Consider the following 17,667-nt stretch of genomic DNA (forward strand, 5'->3'; position numbering starts at 1 on the left):
GTCTTATCTTGGCTCATTAGGTACTGGCTTAATTATTAGAATCATGTCGGTGGCATTTAAGTCCAAATATGCCCAAACTTTTAGCAGCTAAAATTCGTCTTCTCATGTAGGGTCAAGAAGCTTATGACTTAACCTATTGATTATGTGAATTACCTTGTGAGTATTACTCGTAGGATGGAATCTTCCAAAACTCTGACAATTCACTCTGAATGCATGGTAACAAAGAACAGTTTAAACCATGGTCTGTTCAGCGTTAAATTTCTCAAGATAGACTTCCATTTCGCGAGTCCACCTAGGGGTAGGTACCGAGGTGATCATTAGCCAAGGAAACCACCATACAAGCATGAAGAGTAACATAAGCGGTGCGATCATTTCGGCCGAAGAATGAGAAACTATATACATAATGAATAATATTAGTAGAACTGTGTTTACAATCTGACCTACCAGAAAAAGACGCCAGCGAAAACAATGCCATTTCCTGTTGAACACAATCCGTCCATCCCGTTCTTCGAGCCAGTTACGCCACGGCTTGAGATAACCAGCCCGCAACCCATAACGATCACACATTATTACAGCCAAATCCTGCAGCCGATAATTATACAAGCCTGTGAGCCGATAAAGGCTGCGCTGACGAAGCTCACGCTTTGCCAGACGGACCGCATTTTTATTCAAATATGGCTGTGTCAGCATTTGCTCTAGCCGGCGCTTCCTAAGATTGAGTAGTCCACGAAATACACTTCCAGATTCAGCATTAATTACTCTGTGACGAACTACACCGAGTGCAATATAGATACACAGCAATAGCCAGCCGGTCTTAGGGTATTGATTCATCCATTGTATAATTACAGACAACTCAGGCACTTTTATTTTTCCTTTTTATGCAATCCAGATAAAACCAGTAAAGATTCAGTAAATTTTAGCGGCTAAAATTGCTCTCCTAGCGTAGATAAAAGAAGCATACCCACTTAACTTACTGATTATTAACTACTTACTAGTCCATTCATCAATCATATTCGCCCAATCTTGTAGCATCTCAGCCCTCTGCTCACGATATTCTGCCTTGTTATAAACAGCTCGTACCCCTTTTTGTTCATGGGCAAGGCTCTTCTCAATCCAGTCAGTATTGTACCCGGCCTCATGTAGCAAGGTGCTGGCTGTACGCCGTAAGTCATGGGGACCAAACTTAGGCAACAACTCCCCTTCTTTCTGAGCCAGGCGATACGTCAGTGTCAAAACCCGGTTTAAAGTAGCGCTACTCATTGGCGCATCGGAATCGTACCGCGAAGGAAGGATAAAATCAGAGCTACCGGCAAAGGTTTTGAGAGCAATCATAATATCCATTGCCTGTCTGGAAAGAAAAACCAAATGTGGATTACGTCGTTTCATCCTTTCCTTTGGTATCGTCCATAATGCCTCACTAAAATTGATCTCGTTCCAGGTTGCGTTAGTAAGCTCACTTTTACGTACCATCGTTAACAGCAAAAGTTTAACCGCTGCTCTGATTGATGGCGTCGTTCCTACCCGTTCCATGTACCGATACATCAGACCAATTTCAATTGGCGTCAATGCCCTGTCTCGAGGCTCAAATTTCGCTATGCTTGCAGGCCGTACCAGATCAGCTGGATTCTCCACCTTCTGACCGCGCTCAATAGCCCAGCGATAGACTTGCAATACAATCTCTCTGGCGTGTACAGCTGTCGCCGGTGCCCCTCTCTCGACAATGTTATCGGTTAATGCGCGTAAGTCTTCATATGTAATCTCACTAAGTTTCTGCTGGGAAAATTTTGACTTCAACTCCCTTTGATATACCGAACGCCGCATATCACGCGTCGATTCAGCCATTTGATAACCGCGTAACCATTTCTCAGTCCACGCACCAAAAGTCTCCGCATCTTTAATACGCGCTTTATCTCTGGCTTTTTCCCTCGCAGGCGATATTCCACTGGCAACCATTTTTTTGGCTTCATTGAGCCGTTCACGCGCTTCTGCAAGCGTGATCCCTCCAACACCATAGCGGCCAAAAGTAACGGTCTCCTGTCTTCCGTTTATTGAATAGTTATAACGAAATGAAATAGTTCCAGCCGGAGTGACCGCAACATACAGACCATCACGGTCATTAACTTTATAGAGTTTCTCCTTCGGCTTAAGGTGACGCAGCCTGGTGTCAGTCAACATGGTTTATTGTTTTCCTTTATCAAAAATACCATGTTGTAAAAAATTCAGAAAAGTTGTTTAACTCTCTGTTTTTAATTGAGTTATAAAAAATAAATACCATAACTCAACCGAAATTTATCACATGGTACTTTTTCAAACCTGAATTCGAAACCAGAGAGTACCATCAAAAATTCCATTGAAAAAACCGTGCTTCCCGTTGCTAACAGCTGCCAGAAAGTGCCAGACACAAAAACAAAAAAGCCCGCAGTTACGCGGGCTTAGAGGTACTTTACTGCTTTTACGTGCAGGCTGTTGCCAGACGTTAAATCATTCCCACTCAATCGTAGCCGGTGGCTTACCGCTGATGTCATACACCACGCGGGAAATACCGTTCACTTCGTTGATGATGCGGTTAGACACGCGGCCTAAGAAGTCATACGGCAGGTGCGCCCAGTGCGCGGTCATGAAGTCGATGGTTTCCACCGCACGCAGGGAAACAACCCAGTCGTACTTACGGCCATCGCCCATCACGCCGACGGAGCGAACCGGCAGGAACACGGTGAACGCCTGGCTCACTTTGTTGTACAGGTCAGCTTTGTGCAGCTCTTCGATGAAGATAGCGTCCGCGCGACGCAGCAGGTCGCAGTACTCTTTCTTCACTTCGCCCAGCACGCGCACGCCCAGACCCGGACCCGGGAACGGATGACGGTAGAGCATGTCGTACGGCAGACCCAGCTCCAGACCAATCTTGCGCACTTCATCTTTGAACAACTCGCGCAGCGGTTCAACCAGACCCATCTTCATCTCTTTCGGCAGGCCGCCCACGTTGTGGTGAGATTTGATGACGTGTGCTTTACCGGTCGCGGAGGCCGCGGATTCGATCACGTCAGGGTAGATGGTACCCTGCGCCAGCCACTTCACGTCTTCCAGCTTCAGCGCTTCTTCGTCGAACACTTCAACGAACACGCGGCCGATGATCTTACGCTTGGCTTCCGGATCGTTCTCGCCTTTCAGCGCGTCCAGGAAGCGCTGCTCGCCTTCCACGTGAACGATGTTCAGACCAAAGTGGTCGCCGAACATGTCCATGACCTGCTTCGCTTCGTTCAGACGCAGCAGACCGTTATCCACGAAGACGCAGGTCAGGTTTTTGCCGATGGCGCGGTGCAGCAGCATCGCGGTCACGGAGGAGTCCACGCCGCCGGAGAGGCCGAGGATCACTTTGTCATCGCCAACCTGCTGACGGATACGCTCAACGGCGTCGTCGATGATTTTTGCCGGAGTCCACAGGGCTTCACACTGGCAGATGTCACGCACGAAGCGCTCCAGCATGCGCATACCCTGACGGGTGTGGGTTACTTCCGGGTGGAACTGCACGCCGTAGAAGCGTTTTTCTTCGTTCGCCATGATCGCGAACGGGCAGCTTTCGGTGCTGGCAACGGTCACGAAGTCAGACGGGATGGCGGTAACTTTGTCACCGTGGCTCATCCACACGTCCAGCAGCGGTTTGCCGTCTGCGGTCAGGGAGTCTTCGATACCGCGCACCAGGGCGCTGTCGGTGACCACTTCTACCTGTGCGTAGCCAAACTCACGCTCGTTAGAGCCTTCTACGTGGCCGCCCAGCTGCATTGCCATGGTCTGCATACCGTAGCACACGCCGAATACCGGCACACCCGCTTCGAACACGTACTGCGGTGCGCGCGGGCTGTTCGCTTCGGTGGTACTTTCCGGGCCGCCGGAGAGGATAATGCCGCTTGGATTGAATTCGCGAATCTGTGCTTCCGTGACATCCCACGCCCACAGCTCACAGTAAACGCCCAGTTCACGCACGCGACGCGCCACCAGTTGAGTGTACTGAGAACCAAAGTCCAGGATGAGAATGCGATGTTTATGAATGTTTTCCGTCATTGACGCTAATTCCGAGGCAAGTGAAACAAAAACAGAGCGCCCGGCAGAAGCCGGGCGCGGAAACTTATCAGGAGCCCAGACGGTAGTTCGGGGACTCTTTGGTGATCGTCACGTCGTGAACGTGGCTCTCCTGGATACCCGCACCGCTGATGCGTACGAATTCCGCTTTGGTACGCAGCAGGTCAATGGTACCACAGCCGGTCAGACCCATACAGGAGCGCAGGCCGCCCATCTGCTGGTGAATGATCTCTTTCAGACGGCCTTTATAAGCAACGCGACCTTCGATACCTTCCGGTACCAGTTTGTCTGCGGCGTTATCGGTCTGGAAGTAACGGTCAGAGGAACCTTTGGACATCGCGCCCAGGGAGCCCATGCCGCGGTAAGATTTGTAAGAACGGCCCTGGTAGAGTTCGATTTCACCCGGGGATTCTTCGGTACCGGCCAGCATGGAGCCAACCATCACGGCAGCGGCGCCTGCGGCGATGGCTTTGGCGATGTCACCAGAGAAGCGGATACCGCCGTCAGCGATAACCGGAATACCGGTGCCTTCCAGCGCTTCAACCGCGTCAGAAACAGCGGTGATCTGCGGCACGCCCACGCCGGTCACGATACGGGTGGTACAGATAGAGCCAGGGCCGATACCCACTTTCACCGCGCTGCAGCCAGCGTCAGCCAGGGCACGAGCGCCTGCGCCAGTGGCCACGTTGCCGCCAATGATCTGCAGCTCTGGGTATTTCGCACGGGTGTCGCGAATACGTTGCAGAACGCCTTCGGAGTGACCGTGTGAGGAGTCAATCAGCAGCACGTCAACGCCCGCAGCAACCAGCGCGTCAACGCGCTCTTCATTACCGGCACCTGCGCCAACCGCAGCGCCAACGCGCAGACGGCCATGCTCGTCTTTACAGGCGTTTGGTTTACGTTCTGCTTTCTGGAAATCTTTAACGGTGATCATGCCGCGCAGGTGGAAGTTCGCATCCACAACCAGCGCTTTCTCAACGCGTTTTTCGTGCATTTTCGCCAGCACCACGTCGCGGGTTTCACCTTCGCGGACCGTCACCAGACGCTCTTTTGGCGTCATGTAGACGCTGACAGGCTGGTTCAGGTCAGTCACGAAACGCACGTCACGACCGGTGATGATGCCGACCAGTTCGTTGTCTTCAGTCACTACCGGGTAGCCAGCAAAGCCGTTACGCTCGGTCAGGGCTTTCACTTCGTGCAGGGTGGTGGTTGGCAGAACGGTCTGTGGGTCCGACACGATGCCGGATTCATGCTTCTTCACGCGGCGAACTTCTTCCGCCTGACGCTCGATAGACATGTTTTTGTGGATAAAGCCAATGCCGCCTTCCTGTGCCAGGGCGATAGCCAGGCGCGCTTCCGTCACGGTGTCCATTGCCGCGGAGAGCATAGGAATGTTCAGACGAATGGTTTTCGTCAACTGCGTGCTGAGGTCGGCAGTATTCGGCAGAACGGTGGAATGAGCGGGAACGAGGAGGACGTCGTCAAACGTCAGTGCTTCTTTAGCGATACGTAGCATGGGCAATATCTCTGACCTGGGTGGTTAAATATTGCCGTGGCATTATACAGAGCGTAACCGATTGCATCTACACTTTTTTATAAAAAAGCTTGCGATTGCCTCTCAGCAGGTTACTATCGACTGAATAACTTGCTGATTTAGAATTTGATCCCGCTCACATGTTATCCTCTCAATCCCCCTCAATTTATACTGTCAGCCGCCTCAATCAGACGGTGCGTTTGCTGCTTGAGCAGGAAATGGGGCAGGTCTGGATCAGCGGCGAAATTTCTAACTTCACGCAGCCGTCCTCCGGACACTGGTACTTTACCTTAAAAGACGACACCGCCCAGGTGCGCTGCGCGATGTTCCGCAACAGCAACCGTCGCGTGACGTTCCGTCCTCAGCATGGCCAGCAGGTTCTGGTTCGCGCCAATATCACCCTGTATGAGCCGCGCGGCGACTATCAGATCATCGTTGAGAGCATGCAGCCTGCGGGCGAAGGCCTGCTGCAACAGAAGTATGAACAGCTAAAAGCCAGGCTCTCTGCCGAGGGACTGTTCGACCAGCAGTTCAAAAAACCGCTGCCCTCACCCGCCCACTGCGTTGGGGTCATTACCTCGAAAACCGGTGCGGCCCTGCACGATATTTTGCACGTACTGAAGCGTCGCGACCCTTCCCTGCCCGTCATCATCTACCCGACCGCCGTTCAGGGTGACGATGCGCCAGGCCAGATTGTGCGCGCCATTGAGCTGGCCAACGCCCGTCAGGAGTGCGACGTGCTCATCGTCGGGCGCGGCGGCGGCTCGCTGGAAGATTTATGGAGCTTTAACGACGAGCGGGTAGCGCGGGCAATCTTTGCAAGTCAGATCCCCGTGGTGAGCGCCGTCGGTCACGAAACGGACGTGACGATCGCGGATTTTGTCGCGGATCTGCGTGCACCTACGCCGTCCGCGGCGGCAGAAGTGGTCAGCCGCAACCAGCTGGAGCTGCTGCGTCAGATTCAGAACGGCCAGCAGCGCCTTGAGATGGCGATGGACTACTTCCTTGCCAACCGTACCCGCCGCTTCACCCAGCTTCATCATCGCCTTCAGCAGCAGCATCCGCAGCTGCGCCTTGCGCGTCAGCAGACCGTGCTGGAACGCCTGCGTCAGCGCATGAGCGTTGCGGTGGACGCGCAGCTTAAGCGCGCGGTATCGCGCCAGCAGCGCGTGACCCAGCGCCTGAACCAGCAGAACCCGCAGCCGAAAATTTATCGCGCGCAAACGCGGATCCAGCAGCTGGAGTATCGTCTGGCGGAGACAATCCGGGCGCGCCTGAGCACCACCCGCGAGCGTTTTGGCAATGCGGTGACCCATCTTGAAGCGGTCAGCCCCCTCTCCACGCTGGCGCGCGGCTATAGCGTGACGACGGCGACGGACGGCAAAGTGTTGAAGCAAACCAAACAGGTGAAAGCCGGGGATGTGCTTACCACCCGCCTCTCCGACGGCTGGGTGGAGAGTGAAGTGAAAGATATCAAACCGGTGAAAAAGACGCGTCAGCGTAAAACCGGATAATACTTCGCCAGTTAATTACTATACTGCTGCTATTCCCTTTTTTAATAAGGAGAGCAGCATGCCCCATCTTCAGAGCGTTATTCCCCCTTATATTCTTCGTCGTATTATCGAAAGCGGTTCCGAGCCGCAGCAGCGCTGCGCCCGTCAGACCTTAACCCACGTCCAGACGCTGATGGCCCACATGCCCGGCAAACCCGCCGCGCCCCACGTGAATAAAGCCGGACAGCTGGAGCGCGATATTTACGACGCGAAGCAAACCCAGGAGCTGCCGGGTACGCAGGTGCGTTACGAAGGCCAGCCGTCGAACGGCGATGTGGCGGTGGACGAAGCCTACGATTATTTGGGTATTACTCATGATTTCTTCTGGAAAGAATATCAGCGTGATTCGCTCGATAATAAAGGGCTTATTTTGACCGGCACCGTGCATTACGGTCGGGAATATCAGAACGCCTTCTGGAACGGTCAGCAGATGGTATTCGGCGACGGTGACGGGGAAATATTTAACCGCTTTACCATCGCCATCGACGTGGTGGCGCACGAGCTGAGCCACGGCGTGACCGAGACCGAAGCCGGGCTTATCTATTTTGAACAGTCGGGCGCGCTGAACGAATCTCTTTCCGACGTGTTTGGCTCGCTGGTTAAACAGTACCATCTGAAGCAAACCGCCGATAAAGCAGACTGGCTGATTGGTGAAGGACTGCTGGCGAAAGGGATCAACGGCAAAGGGCTGCGCTCAATGTCTGAACCCGGCACCGCCTATGACGATCCGCTGCTCGGCAAAGACCCGCAGCCTGCGCACATGAAAGATTTCATTAAAACGCGTGAGGATAACGGCGGCGTGCATCTTAACTCCGGCATCCCCAACCGGGCATTTTATCTGGCTGCGACGGCGATCGGCGGCTACGCCTGGGAAAAAGCGGGTTATGCCTGGTACGACACGGTTTGCGATCGCAATCTGGCGCAGGATGCGGATTTTGATGCCTTCGCAAAACTGACGATCGCGCACGGGGAGAAACGCTCCGGCAGCGGCGTTGGGGCGGCTATAAAACAAGCCTGGGAACAGGTGGGAGTGCTGTAAATGCAGGTTCCGGAACTGACGGATGACGCCGTGGTTGAGCTGGCCCGGGAAGGCGGCGTCGCTTTTATCCCTAAGCTGAGCGGCCAGCGTACCATCGCGCTCTCTTCGCTTAATGAGGCCCAGCGCCAGCGCCTGGTGAGCATTCTGGAGCAGGCTTTCCCTCGCGGCCAGCCGCCCGGGCAAGCCTCTTCCCCCGGTAGCGGTGACCAGCGCTATTTTCGCATCCAGATTATCTGGACCGGCCAAAATCAGGCGCACTACGCCGATATCATCGTGCTGGTACCCGAGCAGGAAGCGCCCGAGTCGCTGGTAGAGCTATGGAAAAAAGGCGAAGGCTGCGTGTGCGATTAACCTTCGGCCCGAACAAACTCCACGCGTTTTTTAGAGATAAGACCGTGGCCGTTCTGGCAGAAATAGTCCACCGCCCCGCAGGCTTTTAATACCTGGAGTGGCTGATGACACTCCGGGCAACGGGCTTCGAGCGCAATATCTTTATTACAGTTTTCGCAGTGCGCTACCCCGTTCAGGGGCTCCAGCGGCGCCTGGCAATCCGGGCAGGTAATCGTCATGGTGACTCCTTCAAAGCGTTCAGGTCTGCGATAATTTTACCACGTCGCGTTCAGTGCGGGCCACGTAACTGTTGCTGCAAGGTCAGCAGCAGCGTCACCTCCTCGATCCTGCGGCGCGTCGTGCGGCTCACCTCGTGCGGATCGCGTTCAAAGAGACTTTTTGCCCCCAGAATATGCTCTGCAAGACAGTGCTCGTAGATCGTACCGGGAATATGCCAGCGCTGAATATCGTTGCCCTCAATGAGCTCCAGCACATCTTCTGCGCCGCGTCGGTCGTGGCTGACGATACGCCCGTCACGCAAATAGAGGCGTAAGCCCTTTTGCCCACCCGCAGGTCCCGCGTATTTGTTAAGCCAGATGTCCACCGGCACGCCGCTGATGCTTCCCTGCAAATGCGCCTCGCCTTCCGCCGTGGTCAGATCGCCTTTTGCAATATCGCGGCCCAGACGGTCTTTAGCCGTGACGACCTGCAACGTCATATCATCATTCCCGCCCAGATAGCGCACCGTTTCGCGCAGCATCGCCAGCACGTGCGTACCGATATCCAGAATCACGCCATCAGGGTGGCGAAGCGTTCTCGTATCCGGCTCTCCGGTCGCGAAATTGAGCGCGATGGGTTCCCCTGCGGCGTTATATCCGCTCGGCTCCTGCAAAAAGCCCTCGATTCTGGCGATGTCAGAAAAATGGCCGACCAGCGACTGTTTCACCGTTTCGATGCGCGCCATCCAGTGGTCGAGCGCCAGCACACGGGAGGCGACGTCGGAGTTTGCCAGCAGCATGTTGAGCTTTTCGATTTGTGGAAGCGTGGCGACGATCGGTTTTTCAATCACAATCCGCGGAACCGGCGAGGCAATCGCCTGCTCAAGCACCACAAGATGGTGAAGTGATGCGGTGGTGATGAACAGGGTATCCAGCGGGGTGGCTAAAAGCGCCGCAAGCGAGGCGCAGCGCGTAACGCCTTCTGGGTGCTTTGTGGGGAGAACATCAAACCCGAAACAACGAACCGGGCATTCAAACAGGTTACGCAATGCGGGCAGATAGGCTGTTTCCACTACCGCGCCAAGACCAATAAATCCTAACTGCATGGTTTCACCTCAGGAAGTACAGTGCCGGGGCATAACGCCGCCCCGGCAAGTTCGAGGTTTATGAGGCGCTAGCTGCCGGTTTAGTTTGTGCATTTTCCAACATGCGGCGCACCGGAACAATGAGGACGATCAGTACCGCAGCACAAATCAGCAGCGCGATGGAGCAGCGCGCGAAGAGATCCGGCAGCATATCCAGCTGGTCGGCCTTCACGTGGCCGCCAATCAGGCCCGCGGCCAGGTTACCCAGCGCGCTGGCGCAGAACCACAGCCCCATCATCTGGCCGCGCATTCTTTCCGGTGCCAGCAGGGTCATGGTCGCCAGACCGATCGGGCTCAGGCACAGCTCACCCAGCGTCAGCATCAAGATACTGCCCACCAGCCAGAACGGCGACACGCCCGCCCCACCGTTGCTCAGCACGTTCTGCGCTGCCAGCATCATCAGGCCAAAGCCCGCGGCCGCGCACAGAATGCCGATGACAAATTTGGTGATGCTGCTCGGGCGAATGTTCATGCTCGCCAGCTTCGGCCATGCCCAGCTGAACACCGGGGCCAGCAGGATGATGAACAAGGCGTTGATTGACTGGAACCACACCGCCGGGATCTCGAAATCACCGATCATGCGGTTAGTGTAGTCGTTGGCAAACAGATTGAACGAGGTTGGCTTCTGCTCAAACGCGGACCAGAAGAACGCGGCGGAGACCAGCAGAATAAAGCAGACCAGCAGCCTTGCGCGCTCTTTCCGGTTCAGGCCCGCGAAGATGAACAGGTATATGAAGTAGAGGGCAACAGAGGCCGCAATCACATACACCAGTACGCTGGCTACCGCGACCGGGTTAATGACAATTACGCCCTGCGCGATCAGCGTCACGATCGTTGCCACGCCTGCCGCCAGCGCCAGCAGCCAGACGCCCACGCCGTTGCGCTTCACCACCGGGCTGTTCCAGGTTGAATCGAGGCCGACTTCGCTGTCGTAGCGCTTCATCGCCGGAACGGCAAATACGCGGAAGATAATCAGCGCCACCAGCATCCCGATGCCGCCAATACCAAAGCCCCAGTGCCAGCCGTGGGTTTTAATCAGCCAGCCGGAAATCAGCGGGGCGATGAACGAGCCTATGTTGATACCCATGTAGAACAGAGAGAAACCGCCGTCACGACGCGCGTCGCCTTTTTTATACAGGGTGCCGACCATCACCGAGATACAGGTTTTGAACAGACCAGAACCAAGCACGATGAACATCAGGCCGATAAAGAACAGGTTATTGCCCATGATGGCCGACAGCGCGATCGAAAGGTGACCGAGCGCAATCAGGATCGAACCGTACCAGACCGCTCTCTGCTGGCCGAGCCAGTTATCGGCCAGCCAGCCTCCCGGCAGCGCGGCCAGGTACATAGTGCCAGCAAAGATACCGACAATCGCCGAGGCGTTTTCGCGCGCCAGGCCCATCCCGCCGTCATAGACGGTGGCGGCCATAAACAGGATCAGCAGCGGACGGATGCCGTAGAACGAGAAACGCTCCCACATCTCGGTAAAGAACAGCGAGCCGAGCGGATAAGGGTGGCCGAAGAAGGTTCGGCTCTCTTTTTGATTAACAGAGGATTGCATAATTCTCCCGAAAGGTATGTGTCGTGCTTGTAAACACCAGCAAGTACGCCGGCCAGTTACGTATCTGACCGATTTTTTACTTGCGGCGAAAAGTTAGTTAACCATTTGATAACCAGTCGCTAGTTTTGTCTAGTACCGGACCACGGACTTTAAGATGAAAATTCGACGATTGTCTACTTTCTTAGATTTAAACGTGGTTGAAAGTGAATAGTGATTGACATCACACAGAGAGAACCGGCGGTATGACCAGGCAAAAAAAGCCCGCGATAAACGCGGGCTTACGTGAAACAGGTAAAGCTTATTTGCTTTTCTTAATGTGCTTAATCAAACGCTTACGCTTACGCATCTGGTTTGGCGTCAGGGTGTTGCGCTTGTTGGCAAACGGGTTTTCACCTTCCTTAAACTGGATACGGATAGGCGTGCCCATCACGTCCAGTGATTTACGGAAGTAGTTCATCAGATACCGCTTGTAGGAATCCGGCAGGTCTTTCACCTGGTTGCCGTGAATCACCACGATTGGCGGGTTATAGCCACCGGCGTGGGCATATTTCAGCTTCACGCGACGACCGCGCACCAGCGGCGGCTGGTGGTCTTCCGCAGCCATATTCATGATGCGGGTCAGCATGGCGGTGCTCTGACGACGGGTGGAGCTGTCATATGCTTCGCGCACGGATTCAAACAGGTTACCGACGCCGCTGCCGTGCAGTGCAGAGATAAAGTGCACGCGGGCGAAATCGATAAAGCCCAGGCGGAAGTCGAGGGTCTCTTTCACCTGCTCACGCACCTCATTGCTCAGGCCATCCCATTTGTTGACCACGATGACCAGTGAGCGCCCACTATTGAGGATAAAGCCGAGCAGAGAGAGGTCCTGATCGGAAATGCCTTCACGCGCATCAATGACCAGCAGCACCACGTTGGCATCTTCAATCGCCTGCAGGGTTTTGATAACGGAGAATTTTTCCACCACATCGGTGATTTTCCCGCGCTTACGCACCCCGGCGGTGTCAATGAGAACATACTCACGCTCATCGCGCTGCATTGGGATGTAGATGCTGTCACGGGTGGTGCCCGGCATGTCGTAAACGACCACACGCTCTTCACCCAGAATACGGTTAGTAAGCGTAGACTTACCTACGTTTGGACGACCCACGATGGCCAGCTTGATCGGCAGATCCTGCGGGTTGAAGTCGTCTTCAGGCTCTTCTTCTTCGCCCTCTTCACCATCTTCAAACTGCGCCCAGTATTCAGCGTCTTCGTCTACTTCTTCCGGCGGGTTCACTTCATCAACCCACGGCAGCAGAACGGTTTCCAGCAGGCTGGTCACGCCGCGGCCATGTGATGCCGCAATCGGGTAGATTTCACCGAGGCCCAGAGACCAGAAATCCGCGACGGCCTGATCGGCATCGATACCGTCAGTTTTGTTCGCCACCAGGAACGTTGGCTTTTCGCGTGAACGCAGGTGTTTAGCGATTGCGGAGTCCGCCGGCATCAGGCCAGCGCGCGCATCCACCATGAACAGCACGACGTCCGCTTCTTCAATCGCCAGCAGCGACTGTTCCGCCATGCGGGTTTCTACGCCGTCTTCTGTGCCGTCAATACCGCCAGTATCGATACAGATGAACTCGCGTCCTTCCACCTCTGCACGACCGTACTTACGGTCACGCGTCAGCCCCGGGAAATCCGCAACCAGCGCATCACGGGTGCGTGTTAAACGGTTAAAAAGAGTGGATTTTCCAACGTTAGGGCGCCCGACAAGCGCGACCACAGGTACCATGTTTGAAGCCTCATAAAATTCAAATAAACGTCGCTTTCGCGGCGTTTTTAAAAATGTCAAAACGGCTCCTGAGTGAACAGGAGCCGTTTAGTATACTACAACCGCCGGGTAATTAACGCGTGATCGCGTACAGCGTGCCGTCTTTTGCCTGAATCAGCAGTTTGCCGTCAGCCACAACCGGGTCGGTCAGGAAACCAGAGCTGTCGACTTTTTGCTGTGCAACAAAGCGGCCGTTATCCGGATCGATCCAGTGCATATACCCTTCGCTGTCGCCAACCACCAGGCTACCGTTATACAGCACCGGTGCGGTCAGCAGACGGTGCAGCAGATCGCTTTGCGTCCACAGCGTCACGCCACCTTCGGTGCTCAGCGCCAGCAGGCGGTCGTTCTGATCCACCATATAGATGCGGTTACCGTCGACGATGAAGTCATTTACAGAGCCCAGCTCACGTTTCCACATGATCTGGCCGCTGCGCAGATCCAGCGCGGTCAGGTTGCCGTTATACGCCAGCGCGTAAACCACACCGTCAACGATGACCGGGGTCGTATCCACGTCGCTCAGACGGTCAATTTCCGTGGAGCCAGTAGCCTGAGAGATACGCTGCTGCCAGATCATCTGGCCCTGCTGCATCAGCACGGCGCTCACGCGACCGTTGTCACCGCCGACAATGGCAGCACCAAATGCGGTCGCAGGTGCGGATTCACCGCGCAGGGAGAGTGCAGGCATATCCAGGTTCACGGTCCATTTCACCAGACCGTCCGCTTCGTTCAGCGCCTGCAGCTGGCCGTTGCTGGTATGAATCAACACCAGGCCGTCGCTTACGACCGGGCGAGACAGAGACTCACCGGCCACAGTTGTTTGCCAGGCAATGGAACCGTCGCTGCTGTTCAGCGCATATACCTGCGCTTTTTCGCTGCCCACGTAGACGTGACCACCAGAAACGGTCAAACCGCCAGACAGCAGTGCAGGTTTACGTGAGAACCAGCCGTCTTTTTCCGCCAGGTTAACGGACCAGACTTCTTTCCCGTCATCGGCGTTCACCGCTTTCACGGTACCTTTGCGGTCAGCGGCATAGACAACGCTGTCTGCATACGCCGGATGAAGGTTGGAATAGAAATCACCAATCCCACTGCCCACGGAGACATCCCACGCGGTGGAAGGGGTAAACTGGTTTTCAACCGTCGGCAGTGGGGACATTTTCACAACGTCTTCTTCGCCACTGAACAGTGAACAACCACTCAATAACGTAACAGAAAGCAGTCCTGGCAGAAGTAATTTACGCAATTGCATCGGGTCCCTCTCAGACGGACAAATTATTTATTTTCATCTGCATCATTTCGCTCAGCGCAGGTGAAGCTTTGCTCTCTACGCCAGCTTGCCACGCTTTACGCGCGCCCGCTTTATCACCTTTGCTCAGCAGTGCTTCACCGCGCAAATCGGCGACGATGGCCGCAAAACCTTCACCTTTGATGGTATCGAGCGTTTTCAGCGCGTCATCCGCTTTTTTCTGCTGAACCTGAATACGTGCCAGGCGCAGATTGATCACCGCTTTCAGGTTTTCATCGCTTGCGGCAGCAAGGCCCTGAGAGAGCTGAGCAACGGCTTTATCCAGTTCGTTTTTATCAACGTACTGCTGAGCCACTTCCAGCGCAGCCAGTGCACCGTAGGTGTTTTTGTTGTCAGCCGCAAATTTCTCTGCCGCAGCCAGCGTTTGCGGCTGGTCGGCACGAATCGCGCTAACGGTATTTTCATAGGACAGGGACGCGCCGCGCGCGGAATCCGCCTGATGGTTGTTCCAGTAACGCCAGCCCACCAGCGCACCCACACCTAAAATAACCCCAACAACCAGCGCTTTGCCGTTTTCAGCAAAGAAGCGTTTAATCGCGTCGACCTGATCGTGTTCGTTCTCGTACATTTCCACGCCGTCTTTCTCCTTAGCCCAATAGAGTGCGCAAGTGCGCCGCAACGCCGTCCTGCGTTACCGTTGTTTGCTCACCAGAGCGCAGATCTTTCACCACAACTTCGCCGTTAGCCACTTCGGACTCACCCAGCACCAGTGCGATATTTGCGCCCCACTTATCGGCACGAGCAAACTGTTTTTTGAAGTTGCCGCCGCCATGGTTGGTCATCAGCTTAACGCCCGGCAGCGCATCGCGCACACGTTCGGCAAGCTGCATCGCCGCAGACTGCGTTTCCGCGCCTGAAGCCACCAGGTATATATCGACAACGGAATCTGCTTTAAATTCCGGATTAACTGCCTGAACCAGCAAAACAAGTCGCTCAAGACCCATCGCGAAGCCAACAGCAGGTGCTGCACGACCGCCAAGTTGCTCAACCAGACCGTCATAACGACCGCCAGCACACACGGTGCCCTGCGAGCCGAGGCTGGTGGTCACCCACTCAAACACGGTGCGGTTGTAATAGTCCAGACCGCGCACCAGACGCTGGTTCACGGTGTAGGCGATGCCTGCCGCTTCAAGCAGCTTGCACAGACCCGCGAAGTGTTCGCGAGAATCGTCGTCCAGGTAGTCACCCAGCGCAGGGGCATCATTTAACAGCGCCTGCACGTCAGGATTTTTGGAATCAAGCACGCGCAGCGGGTTGCTGTACATGCGGCGCTTGCAGTCTTCGTCGAGCTTCTCTTTATGCTGTTCCAGGAACGCCACCAGCGCATCGCGATAGTTCGCGCGTGCTTCCAGAGAACCGATTGAGTTCAGCTCCAGCGAAACATGCTCAGAGATGCCGAGGGCGCGCCACCAGCGGGCCGTCAGCATAATCAGTTCGGCGTCGATGTCTGGCCCTTGCAGACCAAAAACTTCCACGCCCAGCTGGTTGAACTGGCGATAACGACCTTTCTGCGGACGTTCGTGGCGGAACATCGGGCCGATATACCACAGGCGCTGCTCCTGATTGTACAGAAGACCATGTTCGATGCCGGCGCGTACACAGCCCGCCGTACCTTCCGGACGCAGGGTCAGGCTGTCGCCGTTGCGGTCCTCAAAGGTATACATCTCTTTTTCAACCACGTCGGTCACTTCGCCGATCGCGCGTTTGAATAACGGGGTCTGCTCTACAATCGGCAAACGGATTTCGCTGTAACCGTAGCTGCCGAGCACCTGCTTCAGTGTGCCTTCAATGCGCTGCCAGATGGCGGTTTCGCCAGGCAGGTAATCGTTCATGCCGCGGATGGCTTGAATGTTTTTTGCCACGTTTATTCTCTTTCTATATACAAAAAAAACCCAAAGAATGGGTTCAATCATACATGGGAAGCGGCACGCTTCCCATCACGTTATTTTTCAACCTGCTGAACGTTGATGCGCTGTGTCTCGTCCATCATGGCGGCTTTGGCGCGGATGCGGGCTTCAAGCTGGTCAATCATGTCGCTATTATCCAGACGATCTTTGCGAACGCCATCTTCATAGAGACCACTTTTCTTGTTACCGCCGGTGACGCCCAGGGTTGACACCAGCGCTTCACCCGGACCGTTCACCACGCAGCCGATGATGGAAACATCCATCGGAGTGATGATGTCTTCCAGACGCTGCTCCAGGGCATTGACCGTACCGATCACATCAAACTCCTGACGCGAACAGGTTGGGCAGGCAATGAAGTTGATCCCACGCGAGCGGATACGCAATGATTTCAGGATATCGAAACCGACCTTGATCTCTTCTACCGGATCCGCCGCCAGCGAGACGCGCAGGGTGTCACCGATCCCTTCAGAGAGCAGCAGCCCCAGACCGATCGCAGATTTTACAGAGCCGCTGCGCAGGCCGCCCGCTTCGGTGATCCCGAGGTGCAGAGGCTGGTCGATCTCTTTTGCCAGCAGGCGGTAAGATTCTACGGCAAGGAACACGTCGGACGCTTTTACGCTGACTTTAAACTGATCAAAGTTAAGACGATCGAGATGATCGACATGACGCATCGCGGATTCGAGCAGCGCCTGCGGCGTAGGCTCGCCGTATTTTTCCTGCAGGTCTTTTTCCAGGGAACCGGCATTCACGCCAATACGGATAGGAATATTTTTGTCACGTGCGCAGTCCACCACCATGCGGATACGCTCTTCGTTACCAATGTTGCCCGGGTTAATACGCAGACAATCAACACCGTATTCGGCCACTTTCAGCGCGATACGGTAGTCGAAGTGGATATCTGCAACCAGCGGAACGCTGACCTGCTGTTTGATCAGCTTGAACGCCTCAGCGGCATCCATGGTAGGCACGGAGACGCGAACAATGTCCGCGCCTACACGTTCTAATGCTTTGATTTGCTTGACCGTCGCTTCCACATCGGTGGTGCGCGTGTTGGTCATCGACTGAACGGCGATAGGTGCCCCATCGCCGACTGGCACATTCCCAACGTAAATCCGTTTCGATTTTCTACGTTGAATCGGAGCCTGGTTATGCATGAAAAATCTCCCGCGTTGCCCGTC

Annotated in this window: 15 protein-coding genes; 3 read left to right on the plus strand and 12 right to left on the minus strand. The window is 54.9% G+C overall.

The window, feature by feature from the left end; genetic code table 11:
* Positions 1-231 precede the first annotated feature (231 nt).
* The 4 genes from ACWKXT_RS12620 to guaB form a co-directional block, all read right to left on the minus strand.
* On the minus strand, positions 232-861 hold the full coding sequence (locus ACWKXT_RS12620; RefSeq protein ID WP_023308176.1) for a hypothetical protein: 630 nt from the start codon (positions 859-861) through the stop codon (positions 232-234).
* A 123-nt stretch (positions 862-984) separates the two neighbouring features.
* Positions 985-2,175 carry a tyrosine-type recombinase/integrase gene (locus ACWKXT_RS12625; protein ID WP_083020837.1) on the minus strand — a complete coding sequence of 397 codons (1,191 nt, stop codon included), beginning with the start codon at positions 2,173-2,175 and terminating at the stop codon, positions 985-987.
* 306 nt (positions 2,176-2,481) lie between these two features.
* Positions 2,482-4,059: a glutamine-hydrolyzing GMP synthase gene (gene guaA, locus ACWKXT_RS12630; RefSeq protein ID WP_028014050.1), complete on the minus strand. Its 1,578-nt coding sequence runs from the start codon at positions 4,057-4,059 to the stop codon at positions 2,482-2,484.
* A 67-nt stretch (positions 4,060-4,126) separates the two neighbouring features.
* Positions 4,127-5,593: an IMP dehydrogenase gene (guaB, locus tag ACWKXT_RS12635; protein ID WP_153656521.1), complete on the minus strand. Its 1,467-nt coding sequence runs from the start codon at positions 5,591-5,593 to the stop codon at positions 4,127-4,129.
* Positions 5,594-5,751: 158 nt separating this feature from the next.
* Here guaB and xseA point away from each other — a divergent pair, with 158 nt between their 5' ends.
* Genes xseA through ACWKXT_RS12650 form a run of 3 tightly spaced genes read left to right on the plus strand, consistent with a single transcriptional unit; the run spans position 5,752 to position 8,554 of the window.
* The gene (gene xseA, locus ACWKXT_RS12640; RefSeq protein ID WP_454532572.1) at positions 5,752-7,125 is read left to right on the plus strand and encodes an exodeoxyribonuclease VII large subunit; all 1,374 of its coding nucleotides are present in this window, start codon (positions 5,752-5,754) and stop codon (positions 7,123-7,125) included.
* Positions 7,126-7,183: 58 nt separating this feature from the next.
* Positions 7,184-8,203, plus strand: a complete 1,020-nt coding sequence (locus ACWKXT_RS12645) for a M4 family metallopeptidase (protein ID WP_454529284.1) — start codon at positions 7,184-7,186, stop codon at positions 8,201-8,203.
* The gene (locus tag ACWKXT_RS12650) at positions 8,204-8,554 is read left to right on the plus strand and encodes a protealysin inhibitor emfourin (protein WP_024908659.1); all 351 of its coding nucleotides are present in this window, start codon (positions 8,204-8,206) and stop codon (positions 8,552-8,554) included.
* Here the strand turns inward: ACWKXT_RS12650 and ACWKXT_RS12655 are convergent.
* The 8 genes from ACWKXT_RS12655 to ispG form a co-directional block, all read right to left on the minus strand.
* A complete protein-coding gene (locus tag ACWKXT_RS12655) occupies positions 8,551-8,772 on the minus strand; it encodes a zinc ribbon domain-containing protein (RefSeq protein ID WP_126544256.1) in 222 nt (73 codons plus the stop codon). The two genes, ACWKXT_RS12650 and ACWKXT_RS12655, sit on opposite strands and share 4 nt — an antisense overlap.
* 50 nt (positions 8,773-8,822) lie before the next feature.
* Complete coding sequence (locus ACWKXT_RS12660) at positions 8,823-9,857, minus strand: oxidoreductase (protein WP_454532573.1); 1,035 nt, start codon at positions 9,855-9,857, stop codon at positions 8,823-8,825.
* Between the two features lie 58 nt (positions 9,858-9,915).
* Positions 9,916-11,460 (minus strand): peptide MFS transporter, encoded by a 1,545-nt coding sequence (locus ACWKXT_RS12665; RefSeq protein ID WP_454532574.1) that lies wholly within the window; start codon positions 11,458-11,460, stop codon positions 9,916-9,918.
* A 298-nt stretch (positions 11,461-11,758) separates the two neighbouring features.
* On the minus strand, positions 11,759-13,234 hold the full coding sequence (gene der, locus ACWKXT_RS12670; RefSeq protein WP_045399786.1) for a ribosome biogenesis GTPase Der: 1,476 nt from the start codon (positions 13,232-13,234) through the stop codon (positions 11,759-11,761).
* 112 nt (positions 13,235-13,346) lie between these two features.
* Positions 13,347-14,525, minus strand: a complete 1,179-nt coding sequence (bamB, locus tag ACWKXT_RS12675; RefSeq protein ID WP_454532575.1) for an outer membrane protein assembly factor BamB — start codon at positions 14,523-14,525, stop codon at positions 13,347-13,349.
* A 10-nt stretch (positions 14,526-14,535) separates the two neighbouring features.
* Positions 14,536-15,156 (minus strand): YfgM family protein, encoded by a 621-nt coding sequence (locus ACWKXT_RS12680; RefSeq protein ID WP_080328423.1) that lies wholly within the window; start codon positions 15,154-15,156, stop codon positions 14,536-14,538.
* Between the two features lie 13 nt (positions 15,157-15,169).
* The gene (gene hisS / locus ACWKXT_RS12685; protein ID WP_454532576.1) at positions 15,170-16,444 is read right to left on the minus strand and encodes a histidine--tRNA ligase; all 1,275 of its coding nucleotides are present in this window, start codon (positions 16,442-16,444) and stop codon (positions 15,170-15,172) included.
* A gap of 80 nt (positions 16,445-16,524) precedes the next feature.
* A complete protein-coding gene (gene ispG / locus ACWKXT_RS12690) occupies positions 16,525-17,643 on the minus strand; it encodes a flavodoxin-dependent (E)-4-hydroxy-3-methylbut-2-enyl-diphosphate synthase (protein WP_454532577.1) in 1,119 nt (372 codons plus the stop codon).
* Positions 17,644-17,667 lie beyond the last annotated feature (24 nt).

The organism is Enterobacter sp. UPMP701 (assembly GCF_053709515.1).